Genomic DNA, 18,722 nt, shown 5'->3' with positions numbered 1-18,722 from the left:
AGTCGCGCGTCAACCGCCCGCCGCCTGCGAGGCCTCGTCGATGGCGTTGTTGATCCGGTGCATCATTTCCATGTAGTCGGTCTGGCGCTTCATCATTTCCTTGAGCTTGTCGTTGCCCGCCACGGCCGCTTCGCACTCCGCCAGCTTCCGCTTGTCGGCCACCTCGATTGGTTTGCCGGTGCCTTCCAACTCCTGGATGCGTTCCATCTGAGTCTGATAGGCCTTGAGCGTCTCCTGGGCCTCCTTGTCCTCGGAAACCGCGCGGGCCGCTGCCATGAAGGCGGTCATTCGCGGGTGGGAGGCGATCTTCTTGCCCAGCGACCGGGCATCGGCGATGATGTCTTCCATGAGAGAGTCCTTTCGGTGAGTCGTTTCGACGTACACGTCCATCGTCGCCTCGATCGCAGCAGTCGGCAAGGCTTATCGTTCCACGAGGTGCGACGATAAATACTGCTATGGTGCATACCCGACAGCGGTTTTCAACGTTGACCCTCGCACGATCACGTCCTGCCGGCGCGTTGATGTCGGCCGATCAATCTTTTCGAGCAATTCATGGCTAAACGGTTTTCAGAGCGAATACTTGAGTTTATGCGGCAGCCGGACTACCGGCCTATGAAGGGCCCCAAGCTGGCCAAGGCGATGGGTATCGCCGAAGCCGAGCATGGCGACTTTCACGACGCGGTCGACGCCCTCCGCCGTGTGGGACGAGTCGTCCTCGGCACCGACAACGCCGTCATGTTGCCGCATCCGCCCAACCAGATCAGCGGCATATTCCGGGCGAATCCGCGCGGGTTCGGCTTCGTCGTGCCCGATATGGCGACGGCCCACGGCGACCTCTACATCGGCAAAGGCGACACGCTCGACGCCGTCACCGGCGATCGCGTGCTCTGCCAGATCGTTCCGCGCGGCATGCGCGACGGCAAGAAGGCGCTCGGCGGCCGGATCATCAAGGTCATCGAGCGCGGCGACAGCAAATTCGTCGGCCAATTGCGCAACGAAGGGGGAACGTGGTTTGTACAGCCGGATGGCAACACACTGCACGTTCCAGTCTTCGTCGGCGACGTCGGCGCGAAAGGCGCGAAAGTCGGCGATCAGGTCGTCGTGGAGATCGTCAGCTATCCGTCGACCGGACAACAAGCCAAGGGCGTCATCGTCGAACGCCTGGGCCAACAGGGCCAGCCCGGCGTCGCCCTCATCAGCATCATCCGCCAATACCATCTGCCGGAAGGATTTCCGGAAGAGGTCACTGAAGATGCCCGGAGCGCTGTGCGCTCGTTTGACGTCGAAAAGGAATTGGCCCAGCGCGAAGACCTCACCGACCGTCTCACCATCACCATCGACCCCGACGACGCCAAGGACTACGACGACGCCATCACGCTCGAGCGGCTTTCGGACGGCCGGGGCGACGGCCAAGCGCCCGCCAAGGGCAAGCGCCGCAAAGAGCGATCCATCGGCCCGGCCACCTGGGAACTCGGCGTACACATTGCCGACGTGAGCCATTTCGTCCGTGTCGGGCAACCCATGGACGAAGAGGCGCGTCAGCGATGCAACAGCGTCTATTTCCCGGGCCATGTGATTCCCATGCTGCCCGAAGTGCTGTCCAACGGGATTTGCAGTCTGCAGGAGGCTGAGCCTCGGCTGTGCAAGAGCGCTTTCATCAGATATGACGCGCGCGGAGGCGTGCTCAGCGCCCGGTTCGCCAACACAGTCATCAAGTCCGCCAAACGCCTGACCTATCAACAGGCATCGGGCATCCTGGAGGGCAACACCGATGGCATTCCCAAACCGGTCGTCGAGCTGGTTCGCGAAATGGACCGCCTGGCCCACGCGATTCAGAAGCGACGGCACGACGAAGGCATGATTGTCCTCGATCTGCCCGCGGTCGACCTCATCTTCGATGAAAACGGCAAGGTGGTGGACGCCAAGCCGGAGGACGACAGCTTCTCCCACAAGATCATCGAAATGTTCATGGTCGAGGCCAACGAGGCGGTCGCCCGCCTGATGGACAAGCTCGGCGTCCCCTGCATCCGTCGTATCCATCCCGAGCCGGATGAGGATTCCCTGGAGGCAATGGCCCGGTTCATGCGCACCGCGGGGTTCGCGATTCCGAAGAAGATCACGCCGCGTGACTTGCAGACGCTGTTGGAGCCGCTGCGCGGCAAGCCCGAGGCATACGCCGTGAATCTGGCGGTGCTCAAGTCGATGGAGATGGCCGAATACTCGCCAAAGATCGTCGGTCACTTCGCCCTGGCCAGCAAGCATTACACGCACTTCACGAGTCCGATTCGTCGTTACGCCGACCTGATGGTGCATCGCTTGCTCGAGAGGTACTTCGAGGGACCCTTCGGCGGTCGCAACAAGGTCGGCCTGGAAGACGTGCCTGACGTGGACGAATTGAACGAGATGGGCCGGCGGCTGTCCTACAACGCCCGTCGCGCGGAAAGCGCGGAACATGAACTTCGCACGGTCAAGGTCTTGCAGCTATTGACGGAGCAGGTCGGCGAGGAGTTCGAAGGCGTCGTGACCGGAGTCACGAACTTCGGAATGTTTGTGCAGCACCCCAAGTATCTGATCGACGGGTTGCTCCGAATGGAGGACCTCGGCGACGACTGGTGGGAGGTGGATGTCAAGGCGGGGCGCGTATGGGGAGAGCGAACCCGGCAGGCATTCACGATGGGGACGATTGTCAAGGTGCAGATCGCCGAGGTGGATGTCTCAGCGCGTCAGCTCAATCTGGCGCTGGTCCAGGGCGGCCAGCCGGTGCGCCGCCGCGGTGGGGGGGCTGGCGGCGTTGGAGCCGTCGGCGATCGTCCGCGCGCCAAGGGCGATCACCCCAGCGCCAAAAAAGGCCACCGCAAGGGGCCGTCACCGCGAGGCGGCAACAAGCGCGGCGCCAAAAAGGGCGGGCGATCGAAAAGACGCGGCCGAAGATAGCGGCAGGGGACCGGCACCCGTCGAGGCGCCCAGCCCCAGGCGGCCGCGAAATGGTTTCAGATACTCGATATTGTTCAACCCGACGGCAGGTGTGATCGTGTGCTCGGCGCCTCCGGGAAGATGCGCTGCAGCGCCTTCGCCAGGCTCTTGAGCGGCTGCGGCTCAATCGTCGGCTCCTGGAACGTGCCGGTCAGCCGCACCTCCATGAGTTCCCGCGAAGCGCCTTCCAGCAGATCGGTCAGGATGGGCAGACGCAGCCGCAGCGGACTGCCCGCCAACAGCCGAACGTCGAGCTGCTTCGTCCGCATGTCCATCATCCCGCCGCCGACAAACGAAACAGCCTTGCCCTGCAGGTCGATCTTTTGAAAAGTCAGCGTATCCCGCGAAATGAAATACTTGACCCACCCGTCGTGAAAGACGTTCTTGTCCGGCGTGAGATTCAGCACCTGGAAAATCGCAAAGACAATCGGCATCCGCCACACCTGCGCGCCGGCGACAAACAGTTCCCCCGCGCCCTCGCGATAGCCCCGCGCTCCGCTGCGCCCCTGCAGGATGAGATTCCCGCGTATCGTCCCGTGCGTCTCGTCGTCCGTATCACCGCCGAGCGACTCCAGAAAGCTCCGCAGCTTCAGATCGCGCGCGACAATCGACGCCTGATACGTCACGTCGCTGTGAAGCAGGTCGATCTCCGCCTCGCCCGTCGCCTCCCCCCCGTATGCCACCGCCACGGCATCGCGCACGTGAATCTGATGTGACTGGGGATCAACAGTGATGCGTCCCTCCAACTGGCTCATCTCCCACCCGGCCAGCGTCGCCGTATCAAGTGCCATTCGCCCGTCGAGGCTCACCTCACCGTCGGTGTCAACATGCAGAGCCCCGCTGATCAGACCGGAAAGGTTTTCGGCGCTGAACCCCAGATTCAGCGAAGCCCCGGCCAGAATCAGTCGCCCCGTCGCGTCCCAGCTCAGTCGCCCGTCCGTGCCTTGCGCAAACACCAGCGGATCAAACTCCAGCCCGATGGTCCCGCTCGGCTTTGCCGCTGTCACCAGGTCGCGCAGCCGCGGCGGCAGCGCGGCGATCAGCTCATCGTCTACCACAAGTCCGGTCGCCCTCACCGTCAGCGACCCGCGCGGCCCGGGATCGGCGAAGTCCAGCACGCCGCTCAACTCCACAATTCCCTCGCCGCGCCGCCCGCGCAGCGAAACGATCTCGACATGATCGTCCGCCACCTTCAGCCGCGCCGACACATCGGTCAGCGGCAGGGGGAACGCCTTCAGACAAAGCTCCGCATTCTCGGTCTCTATCCGCGTGCGATGATGGCGCTGTGTCTGTCCGTCGATCGATGCAAGATGCACCGCCGACAGAATGCTCAGCTTGCCCTTCGGCTGCACCGCCTGCCAGACATGCCGCAGCGAATCAGGCAGCGCCGCCCGCAGTTCGTCATCCAGCGCCAGGTTCCGCGCGTCAAAAACCAAGTCGGCCTCGTAGCCGCTATCCAGTCGCCGAACGTCCCCGCGCGCTGTCACCCATGCGTCTCCGTGTTTCCCGGAGACGTCCAGAATCGAAAAGCCGTCCGGCCGGATGACAATCTCGCCCTGCACGCCGTCGATCCGAAACGGAAACGGCTGATACTTCAGCGCCGCGTCGCAAAGCTTGGCCGTCAGGTTGTATCGCAGCCCCGACGTCCCGGGCGTCCATGCGATCACCCCCGAGAGATCGAATTCTCCCTCCGGCTGAAACTGTTCAAAGGCTCCGCGTCCTTCCGCCGGAAGGGCGGCCGCAAGGGCATCGTCCATTCTCAGCGACTTCGCATCGACGCGCACCTCGGCACGGTCGATCGAGTTGCCCGCCATTTCCGCGATTCCCTCGAATTGCACCGTGCCCGACTCGTGCATGCCACGGATCCCGCGCACCTCAATCCGATCGCCCTCAATCGCGATGCGCCCGGTCACGTGTTCAAGGGGATACGGGAAATCGGTCAGCAGCAGGTGGGCATCGACCAAGTCCGCTACCACCGTCGTGTGCCAGGGCGGCTCGCCGTCGGCATCGTCGCCCCCGGGACGCTGGCTGCGAATCGTGATGTTGGCCCATCCCTGCGGATAAAACCGCTCCCAGACCGTGCGATAGCGAACCGGCAACACGTCGAGCAGCGCGCTGTTAAGTGCCACGTCTATGGCATCCACTGAAAGCTGCACCGACGAAAACTCCGTCGTCCGGTCGATCACCGCGTCGACGTTGATGATCGCCCCGTCGCGCCGGCCCATCAATTGTTCCAGATAGACAAAGGGCGGGTCGAACCGAACCCGTCCGGTCAGTTGATCGACGCGATAGGGAAATGCCGACGATGTCGCCGAAACCCCCTTCGGCTCGAAGAATCCCGTCAGCTTCATGGTCTGTCCGGCGCCGCGGGGCCGCTGTAGCGATAGCTGCAGATCGAACAGGCCGTGTGGGTCGTAGCCCGCGAGGATGGTCCGCAGCGTCTCCGGCAAGCGCGAATCAGCCAGCAGCCGCCGGCGCAGCGCGCCCTCCGGCGCTGCCAGATCCTTGCTCTTGATCGAAAGATCGACGCCGATCTGCTCCGGCGAGGACTCCGAACCGATCAACGCGCCGCGAACCATGCACGCCGCCTCGTTGATCATCCCGGAGATGTCCACGTCCAGTCGATCCCGGCGCAGGTCCAGAAGCCCCTGAACGTCAGTCATCACCACCGCCGCCTCGGCCGGCGATGTCGTCGTTGGCGGCCCGCCCGGGCTCGAGCCGAGCATCGACAGCGGAATCCGGCACTCGACGCGCCGAAGCTCCACTTCCGTGTCCCGGTCGCTTTCCTGCGCGGAGTTGTAGGCCAGGCGGCTCAGCTTCACCTCGCCGGCCAGCGCGATGCGATCGAAAAACTCCCGCGCCACCTTCGGCAATTGAAGCCGCACCGTCCGCGCATCCACGAACGGCGTATTCGCCACAAGCTGTACCTCGGGATCGAAGATGACCGTCGTCCGCTCCGCGGGCTCGCTCAGCCGGCGCACTTCGATGTAGTAGCCCGTCTCCGACTGCGTCGACGGACGAACATCTGCGTCGAGTCGCTCTTCATCGAACTCTCGTTTGCCGGTGGAATTCACGCTGACGATCGTCGCGATGGCCGACCGAAGGGCGATGATCGGTCGCCCGCCGGACTTGGCGGCGCTGGATCGTTGAGCGTGAGGCGTGAGCAATTGCCAGTTGCGAACGTCGGTATCGACATTGTGGACCAGCGTGATGCGCGGCCCCGATGCAACCACGCGCTGAACGTGCAATGAACCGAACAGCAGTCGCCACGGATCGTGAATCAGCCGAACCTGCCGGGCCGAGAAGATCTCCCGCGCCTCGATGCTCTTGGCGCTCGGGTCGAGGTTCTCGTCGTAACGAACGGCCACGCGCACCTTCTCCAGCGTGATGCCCCCGAACATGCGAAACTTGGCGCTCTCAACCGTCACATCGCCGCCCGTCGCCCCGCGCAGAAATTCCTCCGCCCGCGCGCGGATCGTCGCGTCGCGCGTATTGATGCCGTACCAGGTCAACCCCAACACGATCGCGCAGAGCAGGATGATGCCGATTCGCTCGCGCGACACCGAGACCGGATGCCGCTCCAGCGCCCGGCGGCGAATGAACTGCCGCCACCGGTTGGGACGACGAATCGGTGTGGTGTGTAGCGGGATCAGCATGTAGCGCCCCTGCCGCCAGCTCTGCCCGTGGTTCGAGTCTCCAGGAACCGGGCCAACGCGACGGCCGCCAGTACAAACATCATCGGCATCATCGCCGCACGGTATCGAACAGACCCCACGAACACCATATGTACCAGCGAAAAGTAAACCACCGGGCTCGCCAGCAGCAAGAGTTTCGCCGGGCTTTTTCGCATCGAAAAGGCCCCGCAGACCGCCAGAATATAGACGGGAATGCTGGATGCGAGGGCGACCGCCTGTAGCCCCATGCCCGAATACCCCTCGGCGTGCATCAGCGGCGACCATGTCCGGGCCAGTTTCACGACGCAAAGCCGAAGCGCCGCCCCGGGATTCTCCCGCGCCCAGTCCACCGCCGCCTCGCGGCAGATCCGATCCCGCTCGACTTCATTCGCCTCGTCGGGCATCGCCGGATAAACAATTCGATCCATCCCCGGTCCGCCGTCCGCCCACGGCCCCAGCGCCTCCATCAGGCTCGCGCCGCCGCCCGTTCGGACCGGCACGAACGCGCCCAGCACCGCATAGTTGCGCATCACCATCGGCGCCAGCGCCGCGATGCTCCCCACGAGACACAGCCCAACCGTCGCGCGCCGCATGCCCGGCTTTGTTAACAGCCACACCGCCGGAAGCATCGCGAAGACAAGCAGGAACCCCGTGCTCCGCGTCATCGCGCCGAGGCCGAGCAGCAATCCGCTGCACCCCGCAAGCAGGAGGGCATAACGACTCGATAGTCGCGCCATGCAACACATCGCCGCCAGTAGAATCGTGATATGCACCGTCTCGGTCAGCACCAGTCCATTGAAGAACAGGAGAATCGGATCGATCGCAAATATGCCCGCCGCGATGAGTCCCGCGCGATCGCCGCAAATCGCCCGGCCCAGCATCGAGATCAACAGGATCGACGCGCACGAAAACACGGCGTTGACGATGCGACCAAATCGAAACACTGCCTCGTCGCTGCTTGCGCCGAGCCGGATACCCGCTGACAAAATCGCCGGATAGACCGGGTCCGTTCCCGCCTTCACCTGCGCCGAGTCGATCGGCCCTTTCCCCGCGACGATGTTTCGGGCGACTCGTACGTATCGATGTGAATCCGGAAAATCGAATCGCTCCGGTCGCTGCTCGGCATAGACCAGCAGGCAAACCCGAAGGGCTACGCCTCCGAGCAGAGTCGCGCAAAGCCATCTGCGGTAGGTTGGGACGCACAACGGCGCCGATGGTTCCACGCTGTCACGTTGGGAAGTCCCAGTCACCGGCACGCTTCTTGGATTTGATGGTTGTCGAAATTGTCGCGCCCTGGCCGCGCTTCGCCGACATGCAACACGAGCTTCCCTCCGCGCCGCTCAATCGTCACGCCGCCGGCCATCTCCACCCGTCGCGATTGGCCGTCCCCATCGATCAACTCGGCCGCCGCCTCGATTCGCACGAAGCCAATGGACTGCATGGCAGCCCCCGACCGCTCGATCGCCAGCCGCAGCACTTCCGTTCTGACGGCCCGGGGCAGGTTAGAAAGCGACGTCACGTCCAGCGTCCACTCACCCGCGATGGATCGTGTGGCGCATGCGTCCAAAGCATCCGCCGCGTCAGACCGAATCACTTCCTGCGCTCGCGCTGCCTGCTCGGCCAGTTGAACCAGCGCCCGGCCGACCTGTGGATTGATCGCACCCTCGATCAGCGGGATCAGCACATGGCGAATTCGATTTCGCGTCGCCGCTTCAGGATCGTCATTGGTGTCATCTTCCCGAAACGTCAGACCCGCGGCCTCGCAGTACGCGACAACATCCCGCTTCCAGAACCCAAGCATCGGGCGAACCAGGGTATGACCATCGCCCAGCGCTCGCTGCCGCGGCATTCCCGCCAGACCGGCCAGCCCCGCCCCCCGAAGAATTCGATGCAAAACAGTCTCCGCCTGATCGTCCGCATGATGCGCGACACTCACAATGCTCGCGGATTGCGACTCGGCAGCCCTTCTCAGGAATGAATAGCGTAGCTCCCGCGCGGCTGTCTCAATGGATTGGCCCGTCGTCTCGGCCGCCGCGCGAACATCCAGTGACTCACAAACAAACGGCAGCCTCAACTCGTCAGCCAGTCGTCCGACGAATTCCGCATCGCCCGCCGACGTCGGCCGCAGTTGATGATCCAGGTGCGCCACGACAAGCCGCCATCCGCAGTCGTGAATCTCATTGACCCGCAAGAGCCCGTGCAACATCGCCACCGAGTCCGCTCCGCCCGACACGGCGCAGACAACGCCGGCCCGGTGGGGGATCAACCGCCGCGCTGATTCAAACAAACTGCGATGAAAATGACGAACGTCCATGATCTTGGATGCCGCCGGTCAGTCCTGAGTCCGGCCGACCGTCAGGGAAACGGCGCCCTCGGCGCGCACCTTCCGGCGAAGCTGCCCGCAGGCCGCGTCAATATCCAGTCCGCGACTCGTGCGAATGTGCGCGTTGACGCCGTGGTCTCTCAGATACTCGACAAACGCATGGGCCGACTCCGTCGTCGGCCGCTCGTACGGCAACCCCTCCACCGGGTTGTATCGCAGCAGGTTCACGTTGCAGCGAAAGAGCTTGCAGAACCGTGCGAGCTGGGCCGCGTGTTGCTGCCGGTCGTTCACGTTGTGCAGCAGGATGTATTCCAGCGTGATCTCGCGCCCCGTCTTCTCGAAATAGTGTCCGCACGCCGCGCTCAGTTCCTGCAGGCCGATCTTCTCCGCCCAGGGAATCAACTCTTGTCGCAGTTCGTCGCTCGGAGCGTGCAGCGAAAGCGCCAGGTTCAGTTGCAATCCCTCACCCGCCAGCTTTCGGATCATCTTCGGCAGTCCGACCGTGCTCACCGTGATCTTCCGCGCCCCGATGTTCAGCCCCCACGGCGCGTTGATCGTCCGCACCGCCCGCATCACCGCCTCATAATTCGCCAGAGGCTCGCCCAGCCCCATGAAAACGACATTCGATAACCGCGCGCCCGATGCCGTCGCTTCGGCACTCACCCGCAGCGCCTGCTCGATGATCTCCCCGTGCGTCAGATTGCGCTCCAGGCCATCCAGCCCGCTCGCGCAAAACCGGCACTTCGCCGGGCACCCGACCTGCGAACTGATGCACGCCGTCCGCCGCGTCTCCGTGGGGATCAGCACGCACTCGCTCGTCGCCCCGTCCGGCCACTGAAGCAGAAGCTTCACCGTCCCATCCGTCGAAGCCCCGCGCCGAATAATCTGCGAGCGATACAGGACGAACTCCCGCTCCAATCCCTCGCGCAGCAGCTTCGACAAGTTCGTCATCGCGGCGAAGTCGGTCACGCCGCGCTCATAAATCCATGACAGCACCTGCCCGGCGCGAAACCCCGGCTCTCCGTGCTCGGTGAACCACTCGGTCAGCGCCGTCGGATCGAGTTCCAGTAAATGTCGCCGGTCTGCCGCCGACGCTGCTTCGCTCATCAATGAATACCTGCCTCGCCGCGCCCTTACTCGTGGATGATCGTACCGATCCGATGCCCCTGAACGGCCTTCCGCATGTTGCCCGGCTTCATCAGCGAGAACACCGTGATCGGAACCCCGTGCCGCTGACACATGTCGATCGCCGACACGTCCATCACCTTCAGCCGCTTGTCGATAACTTCATTGTAGCTCAGTTTCGCCAGGAACTTCGCCTTCGGGTCCTTCTTCGGGTCCGCCGTATAGACCCCGTCCACATTCGTCGCCTTGAACAGGATGTCCGCCCCCAGCTCCACCGACGCCAGCGCCGCCGCCGTATCGGTCGTCACAAACGGCCGCCCCGTGCCCGCTGCGAGGATGACCACGCGTCCCTTCTCCAGATGGCGAATGCACCGCCGCCGGATGAAGTTCTCGCAGGCGCTGTGAACCGCCACCGCCGATTGCACCCGCACCGGCTGACCCAGTTCCTCCAGCATGTCCTGCAGCGCCAGGGCGTTGATGATCGTCGCCAGCATTCCCATGTAGTGCGCCGTCGCTTCCTGAATGCTCAGCTTCTCCGCCATCTTGGCCCCGCGCAGAAAATTGCCCCCGCCGACCACCACAGCCACCTGCACGCCCAGCTTCGACACCCCGATCACTTCCTCGGCGATGCGCCGCAGGGCCGAGCCGTCCAGCCCGAACTCTCCCGCCTGGCAAAATCCTTCGCCGGAGATCTTCAGCACCACACGGTGAATCTTCTGTCCGCCGCGAGACTTCGCCCCGCTCTTCTTTTTCTTGCTCATGTCACTTCCTGCCGATTCGGCAAACAGGGCCTCAACTTCGAACCCTATCGTAACCCGGCGCAGCGAATCGGGATATCAGGCGCGGGGCCGTGCCGTCCCGGCGCGATTCGGCTTGGTGCCCCCCGGCCGATTCGATAGAATATGCACGGTCCATCAGACCGCTCGCGTGATTCTCGAACGTGCTCTAGCAGGGAGGCCCGTCATGGCAGTGCAGAAGCCGATCAACCTCAACGCGTGGATCGAGGAAAACAAGCACCTCTTCAAGCCCCCCGTCGCCAACCGCTACCTCTACGACGGCCGCGACTTTTTCGTCATGGTCATCGTCGGCCCCAACGCGCGAAACGACTTCCACCTCGTCGATTCCGAGGAATACTTCTATCAGGTCAAGGGCGACATCGTCGTGAAGATTCACGAGGGTGACAAGATCGTCGACTACCGCATCCGTGAGGGCGAGACCTTCTTCATCCCGCCGAATGTCCCCCACGCCCCGCAGCGCCCGCCGAACACCATCGGCGTCGTCGTCGAGCGCCGCCGCCCCCCGGGCGAGCGCGAGCACATCATCTGGTACTGCCCCGGCTGCTCGGCCATGGTCGAGGACTTGGAGTTCGACTGCGCCGACATCGTCGAACACTTCAGCAAGGCTATGGAAGACTTCTGGCACGACGAGGCCCGCCGAACCTGCAAAAAATGCGGCAAGCGCGTAGAAAAACCGGGGCCGCTGCAGAGCATTTAGGCCCGCACTACAGTAGAATCAGGAAATGACCGGAGGCATGACACTGATGAAAAGTTGTCGCCTCGTTGCGATTATGGTGCTCGCCGTCTATTCGGCTAGGGACAATTCTGCCGGTGCTGTGTCGCCGCCGACGGTACTCGATACAACGATTATCGTAACGGGCATCGATTTTCCTACGACCATGGCATTCATCGGCCATTGTGATTTCCTTGTTCTTGAACAGCGGACCGGAAAGGTCATTCGCGTCAAGTTACCTGGACCGAGTTTGTCCACCGTTCTGCAGCTAAACAGCATAACTGGTTCTGAGCAGGGAATGCTCGGAATTGCCCTGCACCCCGATTTTACCAACAAAGGCTGGGTGTATTTTTATCACACTGACTCAGAAAGGAATTGCAACCAAATTGTTCGCTATTGGTGGGATGGTAATAGTTTTATCAGCAGGGGTTTCCTTATTTCCTTTCCGACGAACTCGAGTCACAATGGAGGAATAATCGCTTTCGGGCCTGATGGAAAGCTATATGCTGTTGTGGGTGATACGCGCCGCGCGAGCAAAACGACGAATAACGCTACCGCTCCGCTGCTCAATATTGCGCAGATTGTTCGTCTCAATGACGACGGTTCCGTTCCTTCTGACAATCCCTTCACTGAGCCGGGCTGGGAGAAGATTTATGCCTACGGAATCCGAAATTCATTCGGATTTGCGTTCGATCCGCAGACAGGCTGTCTTTGGGATACAGAGAATGGCCCAGCGAGTTACGATGAGATCAACATAGTCAGACCAGGATTCAACAGCGGCTGGGATCGACTCATGGGTCCGCTCTCCAGGATTGACGGCGATCCTGGAAGTCTGTACGAGGTGCCCAGAAGTTCGTATGCCGATCCTGTTTTTAGTTGGGCCTTCACGATCGCGCCGACGGCAATCAGGTTTCTCAACAGCCCTAGATTCTCGGCTAACCTAAGAAACAACTGTATTGTCGGAAATGTAAGCACCAATAAGCTCTTTCGATTTCCGCTCAACGAAGACCGTGACTCGTTCGTTCTTGGTGGAAACTTGGCCGATGGCGTGATGGACTTTGAAGATGAAGACGACGGTCAGCTTCTGTTTGCTTCGGGCTTTGGCTTGGTGACTGATCTTCAGATTGGACCCGATGGGTACCTCTACGTCGTTTCACACACCTTCCGCGGAGTCTTCAAAATCCGCCCGCGCTTCCCCATGGGCGACATCAACCGCGACCAAAACGTCACCGACGACGACATGCCCCTCTTCTTCGACCTCCTCCTCGGCAACTCCGCCGACCCCCTGCAAATCGCCCAGGCCGACTTCGACGGCGACGGCATCGTCACCGGCCTCGACATCCAGGGCTTCGTCGATTCTCTGCGCCTGCCCAACTAGTGCTCCGTCATCGTTAGCTTTGCGGGTTATTTTTGGAAAGGGTCGATGTTCATGATTGGATGGCCGTGGATGGCCTGTTGATCATGGAGGATCGGCGATGAAACGGTATGTGGTTCGGCTGGAGGCGGTGGAGCGGCGGCGATTAAAGGAGTTGGTTTCGACGGGCAGGGCGGCGGCCTACAAAATTCGGCACGCGAACATTCTGCTTCAGGCGGATGAATCGAAGTCACGACCGGGCTGGCCCGATACGCGGATCGCAGAAGGCCTGGCGGTGTCGGTTCGGAGCATCGAGTACCTGCGGAAGCGGTTTGTAGAGGAAGGATTGGAGGCCTGTTTGGCACCGAAGAAACGGCCCTTCCCGCCGGTGGCGCCAAAGTTCGACGGCCGCAAGGAGGCCAAACTTGTGGCCGTGGCCTGCTCGCAGCCGCCGAAGGGATACGAACGTTGGTCGCTCCGGCTGCTGGCCGACCGGGTGGTGGAATTGAAGATCGTGGACGCGGTGTCCCATGAGACGATCCGGCGTGTTCTTCAAAAAACGAGTTGAAACCGTGGCAGAAGAAGATGTGGTGCATTCCGCCGGACCAGGATGCGGCGTTCGTCTGTGCGATGGAAAATGTTCTGGAGGTTTATCACCGGCCCTATGATCCGAAACGCCCGGTGGTCTGTTTCGATGAGAAGTCCAAGCAACTGGTCTCGGAGGTACGTCGGCCGATGGCGGCGAAGCGGGGTCAGGCGGCGCGGTATGACTATGAATACGAGCGCAATGGGACGGCGAATTTGTTTGTCTTCGTGGAGCCGCTCAAAGGTTGGCGGCAGGTGACGGTGACGTCGCGGCGTTGCAAAACCGACTTTGCCGGCCAGATGCGGGCGCTGGTGGACCTCCACTACCGCCGTGCGGAGAAGATCACCGTGGTGATGGACAATCTCAACACCCACACCGTGTCGAGCCTTTATGCCGCCTTCCCTCCAGCCGAGGCAAGACGGCTGATGGACAAGCTGGACGTGGTGCATACGCCCAAGCATGGATCGTGGTTGAATATGGCGGAGATCGAGTTCAGCGTGATGGAAAAGCAGGCTCTCAACGGCCGCGTCCCCGATGAAAAGGCCCTAACAAAGCAAGTGAAGGCATGGGAATCAAATCGGAACCATCGATCCAAACGAATCAACTGGCAGTTCACCACCGATGATGCCCGCGTGAAGCTCCATCGGCTTTACCCGCAAATTGAAACATGACGGAGTACTAGGTCACATTCGCGCTTGATGTTCGCGCCGTCCGCGCGACACCCCAAGCCCACGGATCCCAATCCGTGGGCACACTCACCCCCCGCGCCGGCTTCGTCGCCGCATCGACCTCGACACAACCATCATCACCGGCAGCATCGTCATCATCCCCGCGCCGCAGCCGCCGCCCGCGGCGCCGCAGTCGCTGACGGGATTCACAATCGGCCCGGGCAGCGGCGCGCCGGGTCCCGGCGGCGGGGCCGGCATGGCGTCACATGCGTCGCCGATCCCATCGCCGTCCGCATCCGCTTGAGAGGGATTCGAGACGTTTGGACAGTTGTCCACGCAATCGGCGCGGCCATCGCCGTCCGAGTCGGTATCAGGATTACCACAGCCACATGCGCCCGGTGCCGTCTTGGCGGCATCGTTGGGACACCCGTCGAGGCAGTCCAGGGTCCCGTCGCCGTCCGTGTCAGCGGCACTGTCAACAACGCCGCATCCGCAAATGCCCGGGGCGGTTTTCAACGGGTCAGCCGGGCAGCCGTCATTGCAGTTCAGCGTGCCGTCACCGTCTGAGTCCGAATCGGCAACGCCGCATCCGCAGACGCCCGGCGCGATATTCAGCGGATCGGCGGGACATCCGTCGTTGCAGTCAGGCGTCCCATCGCCGTCGAAATCGGTATCGGCGACACCGCAACCGCAAACGCCAATCGTGACTTTGAGCGGATCGGCAGGGCACGCATCGTTGCAGTCCGCGGTCCCGTCTGCGTCTGAGTCTGTGTCCGCCACGCCGCATCCACATGCGCCCGGCGCGATCTTCAAAATGTCATTCGGACATCCGTCGATGCAATCCGGGGTCCCGTCCCCGTCCATGTCGCTGGCGCTGTCAACCACGCCGCACCCGCAAATCCCCGGCGCGACCTTCAGCGGGTCTGCCGGACAGCCGTCGTTGCAATCGAGGGTTCCATCCGCATCGGAATCGGAGTCGGCGACGCCGCACCCGCAGACGCCCGGCGAAGTCTTGGCGGCATCATTCGGACAGCCGTCGGCGCAGTCATCGGTCCCGTCGCCGTCGCTGTCGGGGCACGGAGCGAATGACGAGACGTAAATGGCGTTGGTTCCGTCGGAGAGATTGACGGAGAAGCAGACTTGCCCGCTGTTGTTGAATGGGTAGCCCAGCCCGTCCTGACCGGCTACGCCCTTGGCGGGAAAGCTGCCGCACGAATTGACCGTTCGAAAAACCCCCGGAGAAATCTCAAGGCTTTGCCCCTTCACGACCACAGGGGTCAGCACGCCCGACGGTGTCGTGGCCCATAGGGAATCGCCGTTGAACTGATATGCGGGCGCGCCGGCGATTCGGGCATAGAAGGCTACTTGCCCGACATTGTTGATGCATGGAACAACGACCGGCGTGTCGAAGTAAATGCCGGCTGGGAATCCCGGTGCGTCCATCCCATCACGCATGATGAGCTGGATCGTGCCCGCAGGGAGCGTGTATTTGTAGACGGCGAAGTCGTTCGTGAAGTTCACGCCGTCGATGCCCTCCTTGAGGAAACTGCTGAACGCGATTTCGCCGTTCGCCGACAGCGCCGGGGGATAGAGAATGTTGTAGACGCCGCCGCCGGGAGCAGCATCGCCTTCCCGGGCGATCAGATGCAATGCGCCTCCATCTTCGACCCAGATTGATTCGTCATTGTCCGCATTGACACCCATGCCCGTCAGCTTCGCGTTGAAGGCGAGATTTCCGCCGTTGTTGATAGTCATGCTTGAAAAACTCAGGAATGAGACGTTGCCAAGCCCCGGAGCCGGCTGGCCCTGATACGCTGCCACGCGCGGAGGATTCATGGTGTGGCTTTCGGCCATCAGCATCTGTCCATAATTCGTTGGAATCGAGAATGCGACCTGTCCGCCCGCATTGATCAGCGGTACGTTCGAGAATGAATTGCCCACTTGCGCGTATTGAACCGAGCCCGCGACAAAACCCGGCGGCAGGTTGGGCAGGCTGTCACCTTCCCGGGCGACCAATCTCAACAGCCCTCCCGCTGTCCGGCACCATAAGGCGCCGTCATCATTGACGGTGACACCACCGACTCCGATTTTGAGAAATCCTTGGAATACAACATCTCCCGAGGAGCTCATGCTCGGAGTGCCGACGTTCGCGATCTGACCACCAGCCGGGCTGCTCGTAAACGTTTCGTCTCCGAATGCCACTCTCACGACAGTGCCAAGGGTGTTCTGCGCCCAGCAGCCTCCCTGATAGACCATCGGGCCGGCGCCCACGCCATAAAAGGCCACTTGTCCGAGTGGATTCTTATGCTGCGTCGTAAAGCTGTTGGATTCGAAATGGAGCGCCACGTTGCCGGGCGTTGGATCGCCTTGCCGGGCAACGAGGTGTAATTCACCGAGAGCGTTTTCGGAGTACAAGGTCCATTGGTTGAATGCATCCACGCCGCCGATCCCGTGGGCGAGGTAACAGCTAAACGAAACGTGTCCCGCCTCATCGATCGTCGGATAGCTCAACTGCTGGGTTCCGAAGTAGCCTGTCGTATCCGGGGCAGGCTCACCGGAGCGCATGACCTTTCGATAGGCCATCTGGCCCCGGGCAGAACTCCCGGCAAGAGCCAGGAGGGTGACGGCACAGACAAAAGGTCGGATCCATGATCTAGACATTGGGAAGCTCCAAAATGGCGGTCTGCCCGAAGCCCCCTAAGAAACCCTCGGGCCGCCGATAGCTATGCGATGCCGGAACCGCAGGATTCACGAAATTTCAAAATAGGCCCGAAAACGAACCTTGTACGGCTAATCCCCCGGTGTCGGCCCGAAGGGCCAAGAGTTAGTAGGCATAGGCATAGTCCAGGTATCGCAAGCCCCCGCGCGAACGCCGAGCAAGTATCAATCAACGGAGGCCCATCCACCCATGATCGACGACCACATTCAAAACCACGCCGCCCCGGTCGCCCGTTTTTGGCTGATTTTCACCAAAAAATCACCTCGCCCCAACTCGCGACCGCCACGTGTGTTGGCACGATTTCCAAAGGCGCTGTGTCACCTTATGTCACCTTCAATCTCTCGCCTCCCGCGCGGTCCCCGAAGCGGCTTGCCGTTTGGCGACGGACCACCAGCCGCGCCGCATCGCCGTGTGTCACCTCCCTTGCATTCCCGCTCGACCCCTCCGCGCCCCAGGCCCCAGGCCCCAAGTCTCCCCCATTTCGACGCCTCGACTTTTCAATTTTTCGACTTTTTCCCCATCCGCCCCAACTCGCGACCGCCGCGCAACTTGCAATCGCCGGCGAAACCTTTTTTCGCCTTATGTCACCTTGCAAAAATCGCAGCCCAACGCCGTTTTCGAAGCTTGCATGTTCATACCACCTTCCGAATGCACCCGCGCAACCCCGCCGCCGCACACCATTTTGACGTTTTGACTTTTTGCCGTTTTGACGTTTCCCCTCGCCGCTACAATGCCTCGACGATGAAAATCGACCTCCACACGCACATCCTCCCCGAGCGATGGCCCGACCTCGTCGAGAAGTTCGGCTATCCCGGTTGGTTGCGGCTGGACCACCACAAGCCCTGCCGCGCGAAGATGCTCATTGGCGATCGCGTCTTCCGCGAGATCGACGACAACTGCTGGAGCCCCGCACGGCGGATCGAGGACTGCGACCGCACCGGCGTCACCATGCAGGTTCTTTCAACGGTCCCGGTCATGTTCAGCTATTGGGCCAAGCCCGCCGACGCCCTCGAACTCTCGCGCCTCCTCAACGACCACATCGCCGAGGTCGTCCGCGATAATCCCGACCGCTTCATCGGCCTCGGAACGATCCCCATGCAGGACCCCGACCTCGCCTGCCGCGAGATGGAACGCTGCGTCCGCGATCTCGGAATGCCCGGCGTCGAGATCGGCACCCACATCGAGCCCAATAAGTTCACCGAGCGCACAGAACAGTGGAACCTGAGCGAGCCGGCGCTGGCCGCCGTCTTCGAGACCGCCGAGCGGCTGGGAGCATGCGTCTTCGTCCATCCCTGGGACATGATGGGCAAGGATCGCATGACGAAGTACTGGCTGCCCTGGCTGGTCGGCATGCCCGCGGAAACGAGCCTCGCCATCTGCTCGATGATCTTCGGCGGCGTGTTTGATAAGTTTCCGAAGCTCCGCGTCGCCTTCGCCCACGGTGGCGGGTCCTTCCCCTTCACCATCGGCCGAATCGAGCACGGCTGGCGCGTCCGGCCCGACCTGTGCACCGTGGATAGCAAAACCAACCCGCGAGATTACCTGGCGAAACCGGACGGCGCCCCGGCCCGCTTCTGGGTGGACTCCCTCGTCCACGATGCCGACGCCCTGAACTTTCTCCTCGGCCTCTTCGGCAGTCGCCGCATCTGCCTCGGCTCCGATTACCCCTTCCCCCTCGGCGAGGCCGAACCTGGCAAGCTCATCTTGGAAATGCCGCCGCTTGATGCGAAAGCTCGCGAGCACATCCTCCATGCGTCGGTCAAGGAGTTTCTGCACGGCTGACGTTATTGC

At 62.1% G+C, this 18,722-nt stretch carries 12 protein-coding genes; 5 read left to right on the top strand and 7 right to left on the bottom strand.

Annotated elements, in window-relative coordinates:
• Positions 1-9: 9 nt before the first annotated feature.
• On the bottom strand, positions 10-417 hold the full coding sequence (locus tag HS101_16550) for a YlbF family regulator (protein MBE7507876.1): 408 nt from the start codon (positions 415-417) through the stop codon (positions 10-12).
• Positions 418-552: 135 nt separating this feature from the next.
• On the opposite strand from HS101_16550, the gene rnr reads away from it, so the two are divergent.
• The gene (gene rnr, locus HS101_16545; GenBank protein ID MBE7507875.1) at positions 553-2,934 is read left to right on the top strand and encodes a ribonuclease R; all 2,382 of its coding nucleotides are present in this window, start codon (positions 553-555) and stop codon (positions 2,932-2,934) included.
• A gap of 74 nt (positions 2,935-3,008) precedes the next feature.
• Here rnr and HS101_16540 read toward each other — a convergent pair whose 3' ends face one another.
• Genes HS101_16540 through HS101_16520 form a run of 5 tightly spaced genes read right to left on the bottom strand, consistent with a single transcriptional unit; the run spans position 3,009 to position 10,856 of the window.
• A complete protein-coding gene (locus HS101_16540; GenBank protein MBE7507874.1) occupies positions 3,009-6,629 on the bottom strand; it encodes an AsmA-like C-terminal domain-containing protein in 3,621 nt (1,206 codons plus the stop codon).
• Entirely contained in the window at positions 6,623-7,897 is a 1,275-nt protein-coding gene (locus HS101_16535) for a glycosyltransferase family 39 protein (GenBank protein MBE7507873.1), read from the bottom strand. The genes HS101_16540 and HS101_16535 overlap by 7 nt, the downstream gene beginning before the upstream one ends.
• A complete protein-coding gene (tilS, locus tag HS101_16530) occupies positions 7,894-8,961 on the bottom strand; it encodes a tRNA lysidine(34) synthetase TilS (protein MBE7507872.1) in 1,068 nt (355 codons plus the stop codon). The genes HS101_16535 and tilS overlap by 4 nt, the downstream gene beginning before the upstream one ends.
• An 18-nt stretch (positions 8,962-8,979) precedes the next feature.
• A complete protein-coding gene (gene rlmN / locus HS101_16525; GenBank protein MBE7507871.1) occupies positions 8,980-10,077 on the bottom strand; it encodes a 23S rRNA (adenine(2503)-C(2))-methyltransferase RlmN in 1,098 nt (365 codons plus the stop codon).
• A gap of 26 nt (positions 10,078-10,103) precedes the next feature.
• On the bottom strand, positions 10,104-10,856 hold the full coding sequence (locus HS101_16520) for a UMP kinase (protein MBE7507870.1): 753 nt from the start codon (positions 10,854-10,856) through the stop codon (positions 10,104-10,106).
• A 202-nt stretch (positions 10,857-11,058) separates the two neighbouring features.
• Here HS101_16520 and nbaC point away from each other — a divergent pair, with 202 nt between their 5' ends.
• From nbaC to HS101_16505, 3 genes are all read left to right on the top strand, one after another.
• Positions 11,059-11,589 carry a 3-hydroxyanthranilate 3,4-dioxygenase gene (gene nbaC, locus HS101_16515; protein MBE7507869.1) on the top strand — a complete coding sequence of 177 codons (531 nt, stop codon included), beginning with the start codon at positions 11,059-11,061 and terminating at the stop codon, positions 11,587-11,589.
• Between the two features lie 37 nt (positions 11,590-11,626).
• On the top strand, positions 11,627-12,982 hold the full coding sequence (locus tag HS101_16510; protein MBE7507868.1) for a PQQ-dependent sugar dehydrogenase: 1,356 nt from the start codon (positions 11,627-11,629) through the stop codon (positions 12,980-12,982).
• A gap of 97 nt (positions 12,983-13,079) precedes the next feature.
• Positions 13,080-14,215 (top strand): IS630 family transposase gene (locus HS101_16505; GenBank protein ID MBE7507867.1). Its coding sequence is split into 2 segments (ribosomal slippage): positions 13,080-13,512 and positions 13,512-14,215, totalling 1,137 coding nucleotides; the frame shifts between segments, so codons are not numbered across the junction.
• An 84-nt stretch (positions 14,216-14,299) separates the two neighbouring features.
• On the opposite strand, the gene HS101_16500 is transcribed toward HS101_16505, so the two are convergent.
• A complete protein-coding gene (locus HS101_16500) occupies positions 14,300-14,914 on the bottom strand; it encodes a thrombospondin type 3 repeat-containing protein (GenBank protein MBE7507866.1) in 615 nt (204 codons plus the stop codon).
• A 2,758-nt stretch (positions 14,915-17,672) separates the two neighbouring features.
• Between HS101_16500 and HS101_16495 the strand changes: the two genes are divergently transcribed.
• Positions 17,673-18,713 (top strand): amidohydrolase, encoded by a 1,041-nt coding sequence (locus tag HS101_16495; protein MBE7507865.1) that lies wholly within the window; start codon positions 17,673-17,675, stop codon positions 18,711-18,713.
• Positions 18,714-18,722 lie beyond the last annotated feature (9 nt).

This window comes from Planctomycetia bacterium (genome assembly GCA_015075745.1).
In the GTDB taxonomy this organism is placed as follows: domain Bacteria; phylum Planctomycetota; class Phycisphaerae; order UBA1845; family UTPLA1; genus UTPLA1.
Note: the sequence above shows the minus strand (reverse complement) of the source record. Positions and strands in the feature narration are given on the sequence as shown.